This is a genomic window from Paenibacillus sp. FSL R7-269, from assembly GCF_000517865.1.
Classification (GTDB): Bacteria; Bacillota; Bacilli; order Paenibacillales; family Paenibacillaceae; genus Paenibacillus_AQ.
The window spans coordinates 1-17,419 of record NZ_ASPS01000044.1 but is presented as its reverse complement, the minus strand read 5'-3'; the positions used below and the strand labels follow the sequence as shown (position 1 = coordinate 17,419).

General features: G+C 50.9%; 13 protein-coding genes and 3 riboswitches. Of the genes, 9 read left to right on the top strand and 4 right to left on the bottom strand.

Going from position 1 to position 17,419, the window contains the following annotated elements:
* Positions 1-33: 33 nt before the first annotated feature.
* Both C162_RS37650 and guaA read left to right on the top strand, forming a co-directional pair.
* The gene (locus C162_RS37650) at positions 34-366 is read left to right on the top strand and encodes a DUF4129 domain-containing protein (RefSeq protein ID WP_442792456.1); all 333 of its coding nucleotides are present in this window, start codon (positions 34-36) and stop codon (positions 364-366) included.
* Between the two features lie 542 nt (positions 367-908).
* Positions 909-2,447 (top strand): glutamine-hydrolyzing GMP synthase, encoded by a 1,539-nt coding sequence (gene guaA / locus C162_RS19935; protein ID WP_036696906.1) that lies wholly within the window; start codon positions 909-911, stop codon positions 2,445-2,447.
* Between the two features lie 133 nt (positions 2,448-2,580).
* On the opposite strand, the gene C162_RS19930 is transcribed toward guaA, so the two are convergent.
* The 4 genes from C162_RS19930 to rsgA form a co-directional block, all read right to left on the bottom strand.
* Positions 2,581-3,090, bottom strand: coding sequence for a DUF3278 domain-containing protein (locus C162_RS19930; RefSeq protein ID WP_051493755.1), 510 nt, complete (start codon positions 3,088-3,090; stop codon positions 2,581-2,583).
* A complete protein-coding gene (locus C162_RS19925) occupies positions 3,080-3,283 on the bottom strand; it encodes a helix-turn-helix transcriptional regulator (protein WP_036696905.1) in 204 nt (67 codons plus the stop codon). Before C162_RS19925 ends, C162_RS19930 begins: the two co-directional genes overlap by 11 nt.
* 150 nt (positions 3,284-3,433) lie before the next feature.
* A complete protein-coding gene (locus C162_RS19920) occupies positions 3,434-4,441 on the bottom strand; it encodes an aminoglycoside phosphotransferase family protein (protein ID WP_036696902.1) in 1,008 nt (335 codons plus the stop codon).
* On the bottom strand, positions 4,438-5,511 hold the full coding sequence (rsgA, locus tag C162_RS19915; protein WP_083678148.1) for a ribosome small subunit-dependent GTPase A: 1,074 nt from the start codon (positions 5,509-5,511) through the stop codon (positions 4,438-4,440). Before rsgA ends, C162_RS19920 begins: the two co-directional genes overlap by 4 nt.
* A 539-nt stretch (positions 5,512-6,050) precedes the next feature.
* Positions 6,051-6,150, top strand: a riboswitch (purine riboswitch).
* A 128-nt stretch (positions 6,151-6,278) separates the two neighbouring features.
* On the opposite strand from rsgA, the gene C162_RS19910 reads away from it, so the two are divergent.
* The 7 genes from C162_RS19910 (at position 6,279) to C162_RS19880 (ending at position 17,047) form a co-directional block, all read left to right on the top strand.
* A complete protein-coding gene (locus tag C162_RS19910) occupies positions 6,279-7,679 on the top strand; it encodes an NCS2 family permease (RefSeq protein WP_036696901.1) in 1,401 nt (466 codons plus the stop codon).
* 157 nt (positions 7,680-7,836) lie between these two features.
* Positions 7,837-9,837, top strand: a complete 2,001-nt coding sequence (locus tag C162_RS19905; protein WP_036696900.1) for a glycosyltransferase family 39 protein — start codon at positions 7,837-7,839, stop codon at positions 9,835-9,837.
* Positions 9,834-13,673 carry a phospholipid carrier-dependent glycosyltransferase gene (locus C162_RS19900; RefSeq protein ID WP_051493752.1) on the top strand — a complete coding sequence of 1,280 codons (3,840 nt, stop codon included), beginning with the start codon at positions 9,834-9,836 and terminating at the stop codon, positions 13,671-13,673. The genes C162_RS19905 and C162_RS19900 overlap by 4 nt, the downstream gene beginning before the upstream one ends.
* A gap of 96 nt (positions 13,674-13,769) precedes the next feature.
* Complete coding sequence (locus tag C162_RS19895; RefSeq protein WP_036696899.1) at positions 13,770-14,747, top strand: glycosyltransferase family 2 protein; 978 nt, start codon at positions 13,770-13,772, stop codon at positions 14,745-14,747.
* Complete coding sequence (locus tag C162_RS19890) at positions 14,737-15,141, top strand: GtrA family protein (RefSeq protein ID WP_036696898.1); 405 nt, start codon at positions 14,737-14,739, stop codon at positions 15,139-15,141. The genes C162_RS19895 and C162_RS19890 overlap by 11 nt, the downstream gene beginning before the upstream one ends.
* 66 nt (positions 15,142-15,207) lie before the next feature.
* A complete protein-coding gene (locus C162_RS19885; RefSeq protein WP_036696896.1) occupies positions 15,208-15,861 on the top strand; it encodes a class D sortase in 654 nt (217 codons plus the stop codon).
* A gap of 126 nt (positions 15,862-15,987) precedes the next feature.
* Positions 15,988-16,069: riboswitch (cyclic di-GMP riboswitch) on the top strand.
* Between the two features lie 73 nt (positions 16,070-16,142).
* Positions 16,143-16,224: riboswitch (cyclic di-GMP riboswitch) on the top strand.
* Between the two features lie 13 nt (positions 16,225-16,237).
* Positions 16,238-17,047, top strand: coding sequence for a transglutaminase-like domain-containing protein (locus C162_RS19880; protein WP_036696894.1), 810 nt, complete (start codon positions 16,238-16,240; stop codon positions 17,045-17,047).
* Positions 17,048-17,419 lie beyond the last annotated feature (372 nt).

Sequence of the window (17,419 nt, the reverse complement as noted above, 5' to 3'; positions counted from 1 at the left end):
CGCCGCGCCGGCAGGCTTGGCCGTGAGCGGCAGCTGCGCGCCGCCGCTCTGGCCTGGTATGGGCTGGCGGCGCGGTATGGGCCGCCGCTGCCCGGGGTTACCGCCAGGGAGTATGCAGACTCCCTGGCTATCGAGGACGGGCGGCTGCGCGCCGCCGTCCGGGGGTTTGTACGCCAGTGGGAGACCCTGGCGTATGGCGGCGCCGGAGGCGGCGTGCCCTTGCCGGCGTCGGGCTCCTCTGGAGACGCCGCCCCCTCTACGCCTTCCGCGCCTATGTCGCCCTCGTCGCCACCCAATGCTGCCGATGCCAAGGACGAAGAGGCTTTCATGGCCCGGTGCCTGATGATCACCTTCCATCTAACCTGATCGAGAAGCGGCGTCCCTGCATTTGCAGCGGACGTCTTTGTGACGGCTAAGCTTGCCGCTCCAAATGTAATCGAAAAACCGACTACATTCGGCGCTGCATGGGCACGAGGACCAAATGTAATCGAAAAACCGACTACATTCGGCGCTGCGTGGGCACGAGGAGCAAATGTAATCGAAAAACCGACTACATTCGGCGTTGCGCGGGCACGAGGGCCAAATGTAATCGAAAAACCGACCATATTTAAATCCACGCTCCCCATGCCAGACACTATCCACCGACAGCCCACGGCTACAATTCTTCTCTTTATCCCTATAACTTGGTGTCGGCTCCCGGCAGCGGTGAATCGGCAGACATTTGCTCATCTGCAGGTATTCCATACAGTCATAGCCACGAGCCTGTTTCCGCTACCTTTGCCCTGTGCAGGTATTCCCTCCATCCCAACCACAGCCAGCCCAAAACCTTGAAGCAGTGGGACCCCATTTCCTTGACGCTGAGAATTAACCATGAGTATAATGAATCCAATAATCAAGGGAGGCAAGTAATGAACAAGCCAAATGAAATGATCGTTGTTCTGGATTTCGGGGGACAGTATAACCAGCTTATCGCGCGCAGAATTCGTGACCTGGGGGTATACAGCGAGCTTCTGCCGTACAATACACCGATGGAGAAGATTAAGGCTTTATCGCCCAAAGGGATTGTATTCTCAGGCGGGCCAAGCAGTGTCTATGCGGAGAATGCACCACATGTAGACCCGGCGATTTACGAGCTCGGGCTGCCGATCTTCGGGATCTGCTATGGGATGCAACTGATGGCACAGCAGCAGGGAGGCAAGGTGGAACGCTCCGCCAAGCGTGAGTACGGCAAAGCAGATGTGGAATTCGCACCCAGCTCCGTGCTTGCAGCGGGCCTTGAGAGCAAGCAGACCGTATGGATGAGCCACGGGGACCATGTAGTGGAGCTTCCGGAGGGCTTTAAGCTGGATGCCGGTACAGAGAGCGCGCCGATTGCAGCCATGAGTAATGATGAACGCAAATTCTTCGCCGTTCAGTTCCATCCTGAGGTACGCCACTCCGTGAAGGGGAATGAGATGATCTCGAACTTCCTGTACGAGGTCTGCGGCTGCGAGGGCAAATGGACGATGGAGTCGTTCATTGAGGATGCTGTTAAGGACATCCGTGATAAAGTCGGCGACCGGAAGGTGCTGTGCGCACTCAGCGGCGGCGTGGATTCCTCTGTTGTGGCGATGCTGATTCACCGTGCGATCGGCGATCAGCTGACTTGTATGTTCATCGACCACGGTCTTCTGCGTAAAGGTGAAGCGGAGAGCGTCATGGAGACTTTTGTCGGCAAGTTCGATATCCATGTTGTCAAAATCGACGCCCGTGACCGCTTCCTCGGCAAGCTGGCCGGTGTGTCCGATCCCGAACAGAAGCGTAAAATCATCGGCAACGAGTTCATCTACTGCTTCGACGAAGAATCGGCCAAGCTGGGTGACTTCGCGTTCCTGGCCCAGGGTACACTGTATACAGACATCGTAGAGAGCGGTACAGCTACAGCGCAGACGATCAAGTCGCACCACAATGTGGGCGGGCTGCCGGAAGATATGAAATTCAGTCTGATCGAGCCGCTGAACACTCTCTTCAAGGACGAAGTCCGGAAGCTGGGTGAAGAGCTGGGCATGCCGCATGCGATCGTATGGCGTCAGCCTTTCCCGGGTCCGGGTCTGGCGATTCGTGTGCTGGGTGAAGTGACCGAAGAGAAGCTGCAGATCGTCCGCGACTCCGACTATATTTTGCGTGAAGAGATCGCTAAGGCGGGTCTTGACCGTGAGATTTGGCAGTATTTCACTGCTCTCCCTAACATGAAGAGTGTTGGCGTAATGGGGGACGAGCGCACCTATTCCTACACCGTAGGCATTCGTGCCGTAACCTCCATCGATGGCATGACCGCCGACTGGGCACGTATCCCATGGGATGTACTGGAGAAAATCTCCGTGCGTATCGTCAACGAAGTTGATAACGTCAACCGTATCGTCTACGACATTACCTCGAAGCCGCCAGCAACCATCGAATGGGAATAGACATAGGTTGAAAATAAAAACTCTCTTCTACCGGCAGGCTTCTGCCAATAGAAGAGAGTTTTTTATCCTTCTATTTCTCGCTGAAACGGTACCGTCCTTTAAAAGATCGTCAAAGCTGTTCCCGCTTTTATTTCTAAACGATTTTTTTAATATTTTTTTTTTGAAGAAAGTATGTAATGATGCCAAAGGCGGCACCTGCGGTACACCAGAGCAGAATATTAAACAGGCCGATGTCAATCTTCTCGCCAGCTAACGCCGGGAATAGGAACTCCATCAGGACGAACATAGTGAAGCCCCATTGGGCACCCGCTAAGAAAAACTTTTTCTTCAATGTTTTAATTGTTTTTTCATAATCTGCATTTATATCATATTCCGTTTCGGCAACTCCGGTTTTTCGGAGCCGGATAAGGATGTAGTAGGCTACGAACTGCTGCACAATGAAGAGAGCCATAGTTCCGAATGTGAATGTGTGATGTATGGTATCCATAATTAAGCTGATGAGCATAAGACCAGACGTCAGATACAAGGCATGCATGCAGGCACCGGCAAGAATACGATGAATCTCTCCCCGCTGATACTCATCCCTTTCCTCTATATAGCCAACAAATGGCTTTAGCATTCTCTTCTCCATATTACTCAGCATTACTGTTTACCTCCCAGAAAAGTGTATTCAAATCAGAGTTCAGGGCCTTGGCCAGCTTAACGCACAAATCCAATGAAGGATTATACTTGTCATTCTCAATCAGATTGACCGTCTGCCGGGCAACTCCGACCTCCTTCGACAGGGCAAGCTGCGACAAACCGGAGCGTTTTCTGTATTCGGCAACCCTGTTCATATCGATTCCTCCTTGATAAAAAGTCATATATATATGACTAACTCTATGTTCATGGTACTCTCCATAAGTTTATGTGTCAATTATATATGACAAAAAAGAACTCCAAAACCCTATATTAGGGTTTGGAGTTCTTCCCGCTTAGGCGGACTGCTACAAGCTCTTCAATTCATACACCTTCTCCAGCGTAGCCAGACACTCTGTCTTCTTGTCATCACTATCCGTATGAAGATACCCCTCCACCATCCTGTATCCGAACACGAGCAGGATGAATTCGTAGACGCAGTGGCCGGCAAGCGGGGCAATCTCTCCCGCATATTCCGTGAAGCCCCGGTAATAAGCAGGGACACACCGCTGATAGTATTCAATCATGTGATCAAGATCCACCTCATCCGCAATCAGGCTGGCGATGTCCTCGCCGAGGTAGCCCCAGCCCGAGGTATCCCAGTCGATCAGCGCGATGGTCCCGCCCGAATAGATGATGTTGGTTACCCAGAAGTCCCGGTGGCACAGTACAAGGGGCAATTTTTCAATCCGGGCAAAAATATCGTCCGACTGCTCGTCGATGTCGATGAGCATTTGCCGGATATGCTGCGGGAAGTCGCATTCCTCCGAACGGATATAGTCGTAGACGAGCGGCCAGGACCGGTAATGCAGATAGGTGTTCTTCATGAGATCTGCATGGCTCAGGTTGGTCAGACTCTGCAGCACTTCAGGCTGCGCTGCGTATAATTTGCCTTGATAGCGTCCCAGCTCCAGTGCCGCCTGTTCATACATATCACCGGTCAGGTTCAGGCCTGAGATGCCATCCATATATTCCAGCCATAATCTCATTTCATCCCCGGCTTCATTCATCTCAGCATGATAACACACCGGCCAGCGGAAGGATTCTGTGAAGGTTGCATCGAGTGGCGAAGCGTAGAGGTCATATTCCCGCCGCCAGGAATGCGGATCATCGTAACGTTCCCATTTCTTCTGGATTTTCAGCACAATACGGTACGGCAGCTGCTCTCCGTCAGCCGTTTCGGCTGTTCCGGTAACCAGCTGCACATCCCCCAAGGTCCCGCCATGTAGCTGTAACGTCTGGTAGTCAGCAGATGTAATCGTTGTTTTGAAAAGCGCACTTAGTGCAGTATATAACGCTTCAGTTGGAATCTTCATTTTTTTCGTCCTCCGTTTTTCTTCATTTGCTTACGCTGCATCGCAGCTGACTGATTCTGGGCATCCTTGTGCCTGAGATAGTGTGTTCTATTCTGAACGAACCGGTTCTCCTGCTGCTGGGCCTTGTAGCGCTCCCAGCGTTCATGCGTCAGGGAACCATCCGCCAGTGCGGCGAGCACCACACAGCCCGGCTCGGACTCATGGCGGCAGTCGCTGAACCGGCATCTGGTGAACAAGTCTTCTACATCCGCGAAGCCTGCAGAGATGCCTTCGTCGGCATCGAACAGCCCTAGTTCACGCATCCCTGGGGTATCGATCACCATTGCTCCCGAGGGGAGCATGAACAACTGACGGTGGGTCGTCGTATGCCGTCCCCGGCTGTCTTCCTCCCGGATCGAACTAACCTTCATGACATCCTGTTCCATCAGCGCATTAAGCAGCGACGATTTGCCGACCCCGGACATGCCGAGGAAGACGATAGTTGAACCTGGCTTGAGGTAGGCATCAAGCTCATGTAGACCGAGACCGTTGTGACTGCACACGGCGTGCACCGGAACATCCGGCATGCTCTGCCGGACTTCTGCCAGCGGTAGGCTGTAGTCTTCGGTGAGATCAGCCTTGGTCAGAATGACGACCGGCTGGCCGCCGCTCTGTCTGGCCTGGGTCAGGTACCGCATCATCCGGGTGACATTGAAATCCCAGTTCAGGGAAGACAGGATGAAGACATAATCGAAGTTGGCGGCCACGACCTGCTCCAGAATGGTTTTGGTATAGCCTGCGGCATGGCCGGAATAATTCGCCCGCGAGAACTTGGAACGGCGGGGGAGAAGCGTAACAATAAGCGAATCTCCGCTCTTATTCGGATGCAGCAGGACGAAATCCCCCACGCAAGGGAAGTCTTCACGCGATTCAGCACTATGATAGAATGTGCCTTTGAGTACAGCGGTTAGCTCACCCCGCTCTGTGATTACTGTGAAGCGCTCCCGCCGGAGCTCTGTAATTCTGCCGGGCAATAGCCCTGAAGGAATTTCCTCTATTTCTGTATATCCATAGGTTTTTAGATTAATCATGTTTTAGGTTTAGCTCCTTATGATGTTGTTTTGTGGACGCAAAAATGCCGCGGAACAGCAGCCTCTTAAAGAAGCTGCTGATCTGCGGCATCAAGATGCAAAGAAGATACGACCTTCATCGTACCCCGCAAACAGCAATATTCACGAAAGGTTACTTGGGATGGCATACCAAATAATACGGGGCTTTGCCCGATTTTTGTGAGAAGTATGCCTGCTATGCAGTTCTAAACTGAAACCACCATATAAGTAGTAGCCAATTAAAACATCCCCTTTCGGATAAGGAACTTGTAAGAAAATTGATTGCTTATTTCTAAGCAAATTCAGGTTAACATATTTTGGCGTGCGAATCCATGTAGAGTTTAATTATAATTAATTTAGTGCGGTTCTATCCGCATTTATACTGCAATGTTTGGGGGATTCTCCCTGAACCAAGCGGGATTTGTCATAAAAATGTTCAATTTACGAACATTTGTGCAAACCTGACGGGAAATGTTCGTATTTGCCATTGACAAGGCATGTCATCTCCCCCTAAAATGATAAAGCGCTACAGCAAATATATTCGTATAATTCCGGGGATCGGCCCGGAAGTCTCTACGAGGTCACCGTAATGACCTGGCTACGATTAAGAAGAGCAGCTTGTTCTGGGATGACCGGCGATTGTCCGGGATTCCGGGCAGCGATCTCTTTTTTCGGGCCGGTGTCTTCCCAGATGCCGGCTTCCTGTGTTGCTGTATTGGCACAACATACAACCTTAGGGGGAGAACCATTTGAACCGCTTTTTCAAACTGAAAGAGAACGGCACCACAGTACGTACAGAGATCATGGCCGGTATAACCACGTTTATGGCAATGGCTTATATTCTGTCGGTTAATCCAAACACCCTGACTGCCTTCGGCCGCATTGATATGGGCTGGTATTCTGTCTTCCTAGCTACAGCGCTGGCAGCAGGTATCTTCACCATTGCTATGGGATTATTCATTAACTTCCCGGTCGCTCTGGCACCTGGTATGGGCCTTAACGCATATTTCGCTTCCGTAGTCTTATCCTCTGCCACCACTGAACATGAGTTCACCTGGCAAATGGGTCTTACCGCTGTATTTATTTCCGGGATTATCTTCATCATCCTGACCATTACCCGGGTCCGGCAAATTCTGCTCACTGCCATTCCTGACAGCCTGAAGCATGCGATCACTGTCGGTATCGGGATGTTCATCACCATTATCGGCCTGAAGAACAGCGGACTGATGACCATTGGTGTGGAAGCCGGTAAAGACATCGCTGCTAACAAATTTACAGATGTACTGTCTTTTGAAACGGTAATTCATATGGGCAGTCTGGAAGATACGAATGTTCAACTCGTCATTATCGGCCTGCTTCTGATCTCCATCTTAATGGTACTGCGCGTTCGCGGCGCCATCCTGTTCGGAATTCTCGGTACTACCGTCGCTGCTATCCTGATGGGTGCTGTAGATTTCAGTACAATTAATGAATCGCAAGCACATTGGATTCCTGACTTCACACAGCTTAACTTCTGGGAATTCGACTGGGAAGGCATTATGCACACCGGCATCGTATCGGCGATTGCCACCTTTACCTTCGTGGAACTGTTCGATACCTTCGGTACGCTGGTAGGTACTGCTGAACGTGCCGGAATCATGAAGAACCCTGAAGAGGGCAAAAAGCGTGTCGGCAATGCTATGTTCGTAGATGCAGTAGCTGTTGCGGGCGGTGCGATGCTGGGGACTTCCACCACTACCGCTTATGTCGAGAGTGCAGCCGGTGTAGCTGAAGGCGGACGTACGGGTCTGACTGCAGTAACTACAGGGATCTGCTTCCTGCTTGCCTTGTTCCTGGCTCCGGTAGTCGCTCTGATCCCTGGTCCGGCCACAGCGGCAGCGCTGATTATTGTCGGTGTACTCATGGCTCAATCGATCCGTGAGATTGACTTCCAGGACATGGTGCTGGCAATTCCGGCCTTCCTGACCTTTGTAATCATGCCGTTTACGTATAACATTGCTAACGGGATCTCATTCGGGATTGTTACTTATGTTATTCTGGCTTGTGTAGCGAATATCGCCGGCAAGAAGAAATACGATATCCACTGGATGATGTGGGTTCTGGCGATTCTGATTATTCTGCGTTATGTTCTGATCGGCAGCCAAGGCTAATAAGCTCCACGGATTCTGACTTCCATTCTGCGGTCTCTTCATTATATGAAGAGGCCGTTTTCTTTTTGCTCTTGAAAGGGGGAAGCCGCCGGAGAGAAGCTGGGTTTTACCCTTTTCATCAACCAATATTTAGATTATATTGTTGAAGAGGTGATAAATGGTGTCCGGTGTATTCAATCGAGTGTACAAGTCCCTCCGTAGCCAGCCCTGGCCGGTGCTGCTGTTCCTGCTTGGGGCAATGGTCCGTATTCTATACATAACTTCTATTCCACCAGGACTGAATCAGGACGAAGCCTCTATCGGCTATGATGCCTACTCCATTCTGCATTACGGGATGGACCGGAATGGTGTTCATCTGCCGATTCATCTAATCGCCTGGGGCAGCGGGCAGAATGCGCTCTATGCCTACTTGTCCATGCCGTTCATTCTGTTGTTCGGACTAACGCCGTTGTCTGTAAGGGCGCTTAGCCTAATCATGGGACTACTGGGCATGCTGTTGTTCTATCTCATTATGAAAAGACTGTCGGCCTCGCCTGGGGCCGGGACCGCTGCTATGTTCTTTATCGCCATTAATCCGTGGCATATTATGATGTCCAGGTGGGCGCTGGAATCGAATCTGTTTCCTACGATGATTTTGATAGCCGTATACTTTCTGCTGCGCGCCTTTACGAATCCAAAATGGCTGTATGCCTTTACCGGCATGCTGGCCCTCTCGCTGTATGCTTATGGAACAGCGTACTTTTTCGTTCCGCTATTTGCACTCGGTACGGCAATTCTTCTATTATATAGCAAGGTCCTGCGGCCCCGTGCCTTGGCCTGGAATTCTGTATGGTTTGCGGCACTGGCGCTGCCTATATTACTATTTATTATCATTAACCGCTACGCCATGCAGGATATAGCTACTCCGCTATTCACGATTCCGAAGCTTACGACGCCGCGCGTGGAGGAGATTTCGTCCGTATTCAGCGGAAGGCTGTGGCAGGCGGCTACGGATAACCTTAGTGCCTTCAGCAAGCTGATGTGGAGCGGGAGCGACGGCTTGGCCTGGAACTCCATCTCTCCTTACGGATATGCGTACCCGCTGGCGTTGCCTTTTGCACTGCTCGGCCTGGTCGTTCTCCTGCATTCCTGGTGGACAAGCCGGCGGGAGAAGGAGGGCGCTGGTAGGGGAGTCCTGCTGCTCTGGCTCTTGGTGGCGGTACTTATGGCGCTGATTACAACTGTGAATATTAACCGGATTAATATTATTTTTTATCCGTTCATTATGCTGGTAAGCACCGGATTCGTCTGGCTGGCAGGCAGAGTCAAGGGCGTAGCCATCCTGGCCGCGGCCGGATTCGCCGTGATGTTTATTTTATTCTCCAATGCGTATTTCCGCGATTTCCCTGAGCAAATCGGTCCAGCCTTCTACGAATCCTTGGGGGAGGCTGTCGAGTATGCTTCGGAACATAGCACCGGTGAAGTCTATCTTACGAATCAGGTGAATATGCCTTATATTTATGTACTGTTCTATGAGCAGATCAATCCGCATGATTTCCTGAAGTCCGTTCAGTATGCCAATCCAGGAGAAGCCTTTCAGCGGGTTTCTTCCTTTGGAAGATACAGGTTTGATGATTTGAACAGGGTGCCTGCGAATGCCGCATATATCTATGCGAATACTGCTGCGCCGCCTGCGGCAAGTGCCGGATCTACAGTGAAGCGCTTTGCCAACTACAGCGTACTGCTCACCAGTGAACAGAATGGCGGGTCTCAAGACACACCCAGGACTGCTGTAGGTGAATTTGTGAACGGAGGATTTGAGGAAGGGACAACAGGCTGGTCCTTTTCTGCGGGAACGGGAGTTGCTGGCAACAACCCCTTCGCCGGGAGTAAGCTGGCATATCTTGACCCCGGAGCGGAGACCATCGTTTCGCAGAGTTTTACCGCAACAGCCGGTGAGTACAGACTGACCGTTATGGCTAGTAGCGGCGGCAGCGGCGGGAAGATCGGCATTCGGGCAGCCGGTAAGGTGCTTGCAGAGACAGAGCTGCCTGCGGCGGAAGCCTATCAACAGGTCACACTTCCTGCGGTCACTCTGGAGCAGGGGATACAGGCGGAAGTATACATAACCGGCGGTAATGGCTGGATTAACATTGACGAGGTGAGGGTAGAACGATGACCAAAAATGTACGTGCAGCGGCAACCGTTATATTAATGCTCTTCTTATTTATTCTTCCTGCAACAAGTATTTATGCCGAAGGGAATTTATTGCAGAACCCGGGCTTTGAAGAAGGGGAAGAGGGGGCACCGGCAGGCTGGAGCAAGGACATGTGGATTGCCGGAGATGCGGCAGGCTCCATATCCGTTCAGTCCGAAGAGGTTCATTCCGGCGGCAAAGCGGCGGTGATTGAGAATCTGGAGCCCAATCACCTGAAGTGGGTGCAGACCGTTACCGTTGTGCCGGATAGCTACTACAGAATCTCTGGATATGTCAAAATAGCCAGCACCGTAGGCGGGGGAATCGGGGCCAACATCTTCCCGGTAGGCATTGGGGGCGGTTATCCCGCTACCAGCGATACCGGCGGTGAATGGCAGCGTCTGGAGTTCATCGGCCAGACCGGCAAGGAGCAGACCGAGATCGGAATCGGCGCTGCGCTCGGCGGCTATGCCAATCTGGTTCAGGGCAAGGCCTATTTCGATGATCTGTCCGTAGAGAAGCTGGATACAGTGCCGGAGGGATCGAATATAATCTCACTGGACAGCGGAGCCCAGGCTCCCCCGGCAGATGCGGATGGCGGAAGCAAGCCGGAGGAAGTGCCGCATAAAGTATCGCCGGCCAAGCTGCTGCTGCTTTCCGGAGTATTCTGCCTGTTCTTTGCTTTTCTGTACACAAGAGCCTTCCGCAGTGAGCGTCTGTTGAGACAGGAGGATGTAATCTACACCCGCTGGCTGTACGTTTTGTTTGGAGCGGCATTCATCCTGCGGATCTGGATCGGCCTTACGGCACAGGGCTACAAGAATGATATGAACACCTTCATGGCCTGGGGTCAGCGCCTGACCGACCTTGGACCGGGCAAATTCTATGAGGAAGGTTATTTCGCCGATTACCCGCCGGGGTACTTATATGTGCTATACCTGCTTAGCCTGCTGCGCGGATTATTTAATTTTGCGGGCGGATCAGGTGCCGAGACGGTTCTCTTCAAGCTGCCCGCGATTCTCTCTGATCTGGTGCTTGGCTGGATGATCTATAAGAGTGCGCGAACCAGGCTTGGCTCCGGGCTGGCCATGGGGCTGATGATGCTGTTCCTGTTCAATCCGGCTGTGCTGATGGATTCGGCAGCCTGGGGACAGGCAGATTCGTTTTTCCTCATCTTCCTGCTGCTCAGTATAATAGGGGTTGTCGATAAGCGCTTTGTACGTGCAGCGATCTTCTTTGCCGTCGCTACATTGATCAAGCCGCAGGCGCTGATTTTCACACCTGTGCTGCTGTTCGCCTTCTATCATCACCGGGCCTGGAAGCAGCTTGCGCTGGGCGCCCTATACGGACTGGGGATCTTTCTTGTCCTCGCAGCTCCGTTTTTCTGGAATAACGGCGGTTTTGCGGGCTTGATTAACCTCTACAAAAGTACACTGTCCTCCTATCCGTATTCCACAGTGAATGCGTTCAATCTGTATGCCTTGACTGACCCGATGTGGTCGGCGCTGGATGTGACCTGGCTCGGCATTCCTTACCGTATATGGGGCTTTATTTTCATCCTGGCGGCAGTTGCACTTGCTGCATATTATTCTTTCAATACTAAGGACCGTAAGGATCTCTCCAAGTCCTACTTCATCGCTATGGTGCTGATCACGATTGTCTTCGTATTCGGTACCAAGATGCATGAGCGTTACTTGTATCCGGTATTGATCCTGTCCTTATTCGCCTTCATAGAGAGCCGGGACCGGCGGTTCCTGACCCTGTTTCTCGGGTTCTCCCTGACCCAGTACATCAATGTTGGTTATACACTGGCGTACCTGAATACCGGCGGAAATCCACCGGCCGACGGTATTGTTCTGGTTACAGCTATTACCACTATCATTCTTGCGATATATCTGCTCTATATTGGATACGATGTGTATATCCGCCGAACTGCGAAGTTTTTGCCTGAACCGGTTACTCCCAAGGAGTCCTATGCAGCAGATCTGCTGCTTGCAGAAGGCATCAAGCCGCTTGCCCCTGCTGGGCGGCGTTCTCCGCTGAAGCTGAAGCGCAGAGACTGGGTCTGGATGCTCGGTATCACCGCGTTGTACGGAGCGCTTGCCCTCTATCATCTGGGTGATAACAAGGCGCCTGAGACTCTGTGGGAGCCGGCGGCCAGCGGCGAGAGCTTCTATGTGGATCTGGGGCAGGCCCGTCAGCTTGAGCGGGTCAATGTGTTCGGCGGTGTCGGAACAGGGAAGTTTCAGCTGGAATTCAGCCAGACCCCTGATAATTGGAGCAGTCCGCTTGAGGTAAGCGAGGATGTCGGCAATGTCTTCATCTGGAAAAGCCAGCCGCTTAACGTATCTGCAAGATATGTCAAGCTCTCGGTTACGTCTCCAGGCTTCACCCTCAATGAGATGGCCTTCTATGAGCAGGGGGCACCGAAGGTTCCTCTGACCATAGCAAGCGTAACACCTGATTCGGGAGCAGCAGCTAAAAGAGGAACGCCGGCCAATCTGTTCGACGAGCAGTCCGTCATACCGGAGAACTCTAATTTCATGAACAGTACGTATTTTGATGAGATCTATCATGCCCGCACGGCTTATGAGCATTATCATAATATTGTGCCTTATGAGAACACGCACCCGCCACTTGGCAAGCTGCTGATCGGGATAGGAATGGAGCTGTTCGGCGTCAATCCGTTCGGGTGGCGGATCATAGGCACCTTGTTCGGGATTGCGATGCTGCCGCTGATCTATATTATGGCTATGCGGTTGTTCCGTAAGACTACCTATGCTGCACTGGCAACAGGATTGTTCGCACTGGACTTCATGCATTTCACCCAATCGCGGATTTCGACCATCGATGTATATGGTGTATTCTTCATTATGCTGATGTTCTATTTCATGCAGCGGTATTTCACGATGAATTTCTACCGTGTTCCGCTGCGGACCACACTGGTTCCGCTGTTCTGGTCCGGCCTGTTCTTCGGCATCGGGGTTGCTTCGAAGTGGATCGTGATTTACGGCGGCGCGGGACTTGCTATTATGCTTGCGCTGGTACTCTTTGAACGCTACAGGGAGTACAAGGCTGCCGGACGTCTATTGGCTGAAGGCAAGCTGAGCGGGCAGGAGCTCAAAGCCGCCTGCAGGAATGCAGATCAGTCCTTCTGGAAGAATACAGTGATCACCTTGGCTAGCTGTATAGGATTCTTCATTGTCATTCCAGGGATCGTATATAGTTTGTCCTTCATTCCTTCACTGTCTGTGTCGGCAGAGGGCTTCACCGTTAAGGGGCTGATTGATGCCCAGAAGAATATGTACAACTATCACAGCCAGCTTGTAGCAACACATCCGTTCGCCTCCTCCTGGTGGGAGTGGCCGTTCATGAAGCGTCCCGTGTGGTTCTTCAGCGGCGGCGAAGGCTTACCCGCAGGCAAGACGAGCAGCATAGTAACGATGGGCAATCCGCTGATCTGGTGGACAGGAATCTTCGCGATGCTGGCTGCCGTATGGTTCACTGTGAAGCGCCGGGACAAGAACCTGTACATGATCTGGATCGGCTTCTTCTCACAATATGTTCCCTGGATGCTTGTGCCGCGTGAGACGTTCCTGTACCATTACTTTGCGATGGTGCCGTTTATGATTCTATCCATTGTGTACATCCTGAAGCTGCTTGACAGCAGGTTCCAGGGTGCCAGATACCTGCGGTACGCCTATGTTGCGGCCGCCGCCATCCTGTTTGTAATGTTCTATCCGGTATTGTCCGGCATGCAGGTGAACAGCAGTTATATCATTCAAGTACTTCGCTGGTTCCCTTCCTGGGTATTCTAGGAGGGGAGCTGTAAGAGCCGTATATTTGTTCAAAGCTGATGTTGATGAGGTGCATCAAGGAAGCTGTGGCTTACAATAAATTTAGGAGGAACCCTTGTGAAGGCCAGATATAGTGTAATTGTCCCCATGTATAATGAGGAGGAAGTCATTCAGGTAACCTACGAGCGGCTCAAAAAAGTAATGGATGAGTGCGGGGATACCTATGAGCTCGTGTTCGTCAATGACGGCAGCCGGGACCGTACGGCTGAGATTATACGCGGAATCAGTAATGCGGATGAGCATGTCAAGCTGATTGACTTCTCCCGTAACTTCGGCCACCAGGTGGCGATTACAGCGGGCATGGATTATGCTGAAGGTCAGGCTGTTGTGGTGATTGACGCAGATCTCCAGGACCCGCCGGAGGTCATCCTGCAGATGATCGCCAAGTGGAAGGAAGGCTATGAGGTAGTCTATGCCAAGCGGCTGAAGCGCCACGGAGAGACCTTCTTCAAGAAGGTGACAGCCAAAATCTTTTACCGTCTGCTCAGCAGCATGACCAGTGTGGAGATTCCCACAGATACCGGGGACTTCCGGCTGATCGACCGTAAGGTCTGCGATGTGCTGCGCGGCCTGAAGGAGAAGAACCGTTATGTGCGGGGGCTGGTGAGCTGGGTTGGCTTCCGGCAGACCATGGTGGAATATGTGCGGGAGGAACGCTTCGCCGGGGAGACAAAATATCCGCTCAAAAAAATGATCCGCTTTGCGCTCGACGGAATCACCTCCTTCTCGCATAAGCCGCTCAAAATCGCCTCCTATGTCGGCTTCTTCCTGTCCTTCTCCAGCTTCATTTACCTGTTCCTGGTTTTATTCCAGAAGGTTTTCACCTCCTGGACCGTGCCGGGCTGGGCATCCATTGTGGGAGTTAACCTGCTGTTTAACGGCATTGTGCTGATGCTGCTGGGCGTCATTGGGGAATACATCGGACGGATCTATGACGAATCGAAGGATAGACCACTCTATATCGTAAGCGAGACCAGAGGCTACCCGGAGACAGAGGCTGAAGACACCCGGAAGGAAAGCGATTATGCAAGATAAGGCTTGGCGCGCAGGCATGATTCAGTTTCTGAAATTTAATGCGGTGGGCCTGCTTAATACATTCATAGATTTTGCGGTATTTACCCTGCTGCATTCCCTGGGGATGCTTAACACCCCCGCACAGATTATTTCCTACAGCGCCGGGACGGCCAACAGCTTTTTCTGGAATAAGAAGGTGACCTTTAAGGGAAGGGACAGAGGCGGGAATGGCGGCTTTGACCGGATGCAGCTGGTGAGATTTATTGTGCTGAATCTGCTGGTACTGGGCATTTCGGTGCTGCTGATTCATCTTCTGACTGACCGGCTGGGGATACAGGTGCTACTGGCCAAGGTGCTGGTTACCTTCATAACAGTGATCATTAATTTCTTTGGAAGCCGGAAATGGGTATTCTAAAGAGACAGTATATATTCCCCGTATCCTGCGGGGCTGCAGTTATTCTATATTGCGGAGGCGATTGTCATGCGGAAGTTATCCTATTTGATTATACTTGCCGGGGTCCTGATTATGCTCTACCCCAAAGGAAGCGAATGGTACGAGGACCGTCAACAGCAGAAGCTGCTGGAAGAGGCCGAACAGGCTTATAGTGAAATCGTTCCTTCGGCTACGGCTCCTGCCAGCCAGGATCTGAGCAAGCCTTATGCGGAAGTCACCCAGCTGCTCGCGGAAGAGTCTGGTGCGGAAGAGCCGGTGCCCACTGCAGCGCCCGAGATTGAAGTTGGAGGGAAGATCACTGCCATTATTGAAATCGACAAAATCGATCTGAAGCTGCCTGTTCTGGAGGGCGCCACCAAGACCAATATGAAGCATGCTGCGGCGCATATGAAGGAGACAGCTCCGATTGGCGCGGTAGGCAATGCAGCAATTGCGGCACACCGCTCAAGAACGGCAGGGCGGCTGTTCAACAGACTAGATGAGGTCGGTAATGGGGACACCATTACTGTTATTACAAGCGGCCAGGAATACAAGTATGTTGTATATGATGTATCTATTGTAGAGCCTACCGATATTTCGGTACTGAAGGGAAATGATAATGATAAGATTCTGACCCTCATTACCTGTGATCCGCTTGTCAACCCGACCCACAGACTCATCATTCATGCGAAGCTCACCTGAATCTATCAGAACAAGGCGATAAAGGTCGAAAAAACATAAAATTTTAGTATATTTGTGGTGGAATCTAGCAATTTGGGTCTTGCTAATAGAGATGTGTATGGTAAAATAGAACTATCAAAAGCTAATGCACGATAACGGCAAACCTATCGAAAGGTAGGGACGCAAAGCTAGAGGGCCTTCCCGTCATGGATGGCAGCCAGCTACCGAATGAAGAGGCTTTTTTTGTTTGTTTTAATTCAGAATCTGTCATTATGTGGTAGTAGATTGGACAGATAAAGCTTATACGATAACGGCAAACCTATCGAAAGGTAGGGACGCAAAGCTAAAGGGCCTTCCCGTCATGGATGGCAGCCAGCTACCGAAAGGGGTTTTATCCATGAAAAAGTTTTATTTAATGCTAATTACACTTTTTGTAATCGTCACTTCCGTGCAGACAGGCACTGCTCAAGCTGCTAATGCAGATTCAAGCTGGTTAAATGTTGGACAACTTGATCAAGGGGTTATCGGGGTTTCGTACGATGTTCCTAAGGACAAGAAGATGAAGCTCATGATTACCAAGGACAATAACAGCTATACTTACAACTTATACACCTCCAAGCCGAACGAGACGTTCCCGCTGCAACAAGGAAACGGCTCTTACAAGGTATCCGTTCTTGAGAATACTACGGGCAACAAATACAAAGTGCTATCTTCCGAGACTGTCTCTCTTTCAATGAGCAATGTGAATGCCGTATATTTGAGCTCTGTACAGAATGTTAAGTGGAGTTCTTCCGATAAATCCGTTCAAAAGGCAGCCCAGCTTACAAAGGGTCTGACCACAGATGCAGACAAAGTTAAGGCTATCTACAATTACATCGTAGCTAACGTGAAATATGACTACTCTCTGGCTAACAGCGTAAGCACAGATTATATTCCGAACAACGATAACACGCTGGCTACCAACAAAGGGATCTGCTACGATTACGCATCCTTGTTCGCTACTATGCTCCGCAGTGAAGGTATTCCAACCAAATTGGTTATGGGAAATACAAGCTATGTAACTTCATACCATGCCTGGAACGAAGTGTTCCTAAATGGCAAATGGGTAACGATTGATACTACAGTAGATGCAGGTCTGGGCAAGAACACAGTATCAACAGAACTGGTCAAAGCAGCAAGCAAATACACTGCAGCGAAATTCTACTAAGAATAGCTGTGAACTATAGCATTACCTGAGAATAACCCGCTTAATCATTAAGCGGGTTATTTTTATTTATATAAAGGTTGCTTTTTAATAGAAGGATAGGTTATTATAAGTAAGCGTTGTTGGAGCGGCAAAGGAAATGAGAATTACTTAAATAAGTAATTTCAAAAATAAAGCTTGCATTGCTCGGATGAACGTGATATATTATAAGAGTTGCTGGTGACGCGGTAAGCGGCGCTGATAACGAGCTTGATCTTTGAAAACTGAACAACGAGTGAGTATCGGAGATCACTTCGGTGAGATCCAAATTAGAGAATGTAAATTCTCGTCAGATGTTTCAAAATGAGCAATCGCTCTTTCTAAATACCAATTTGG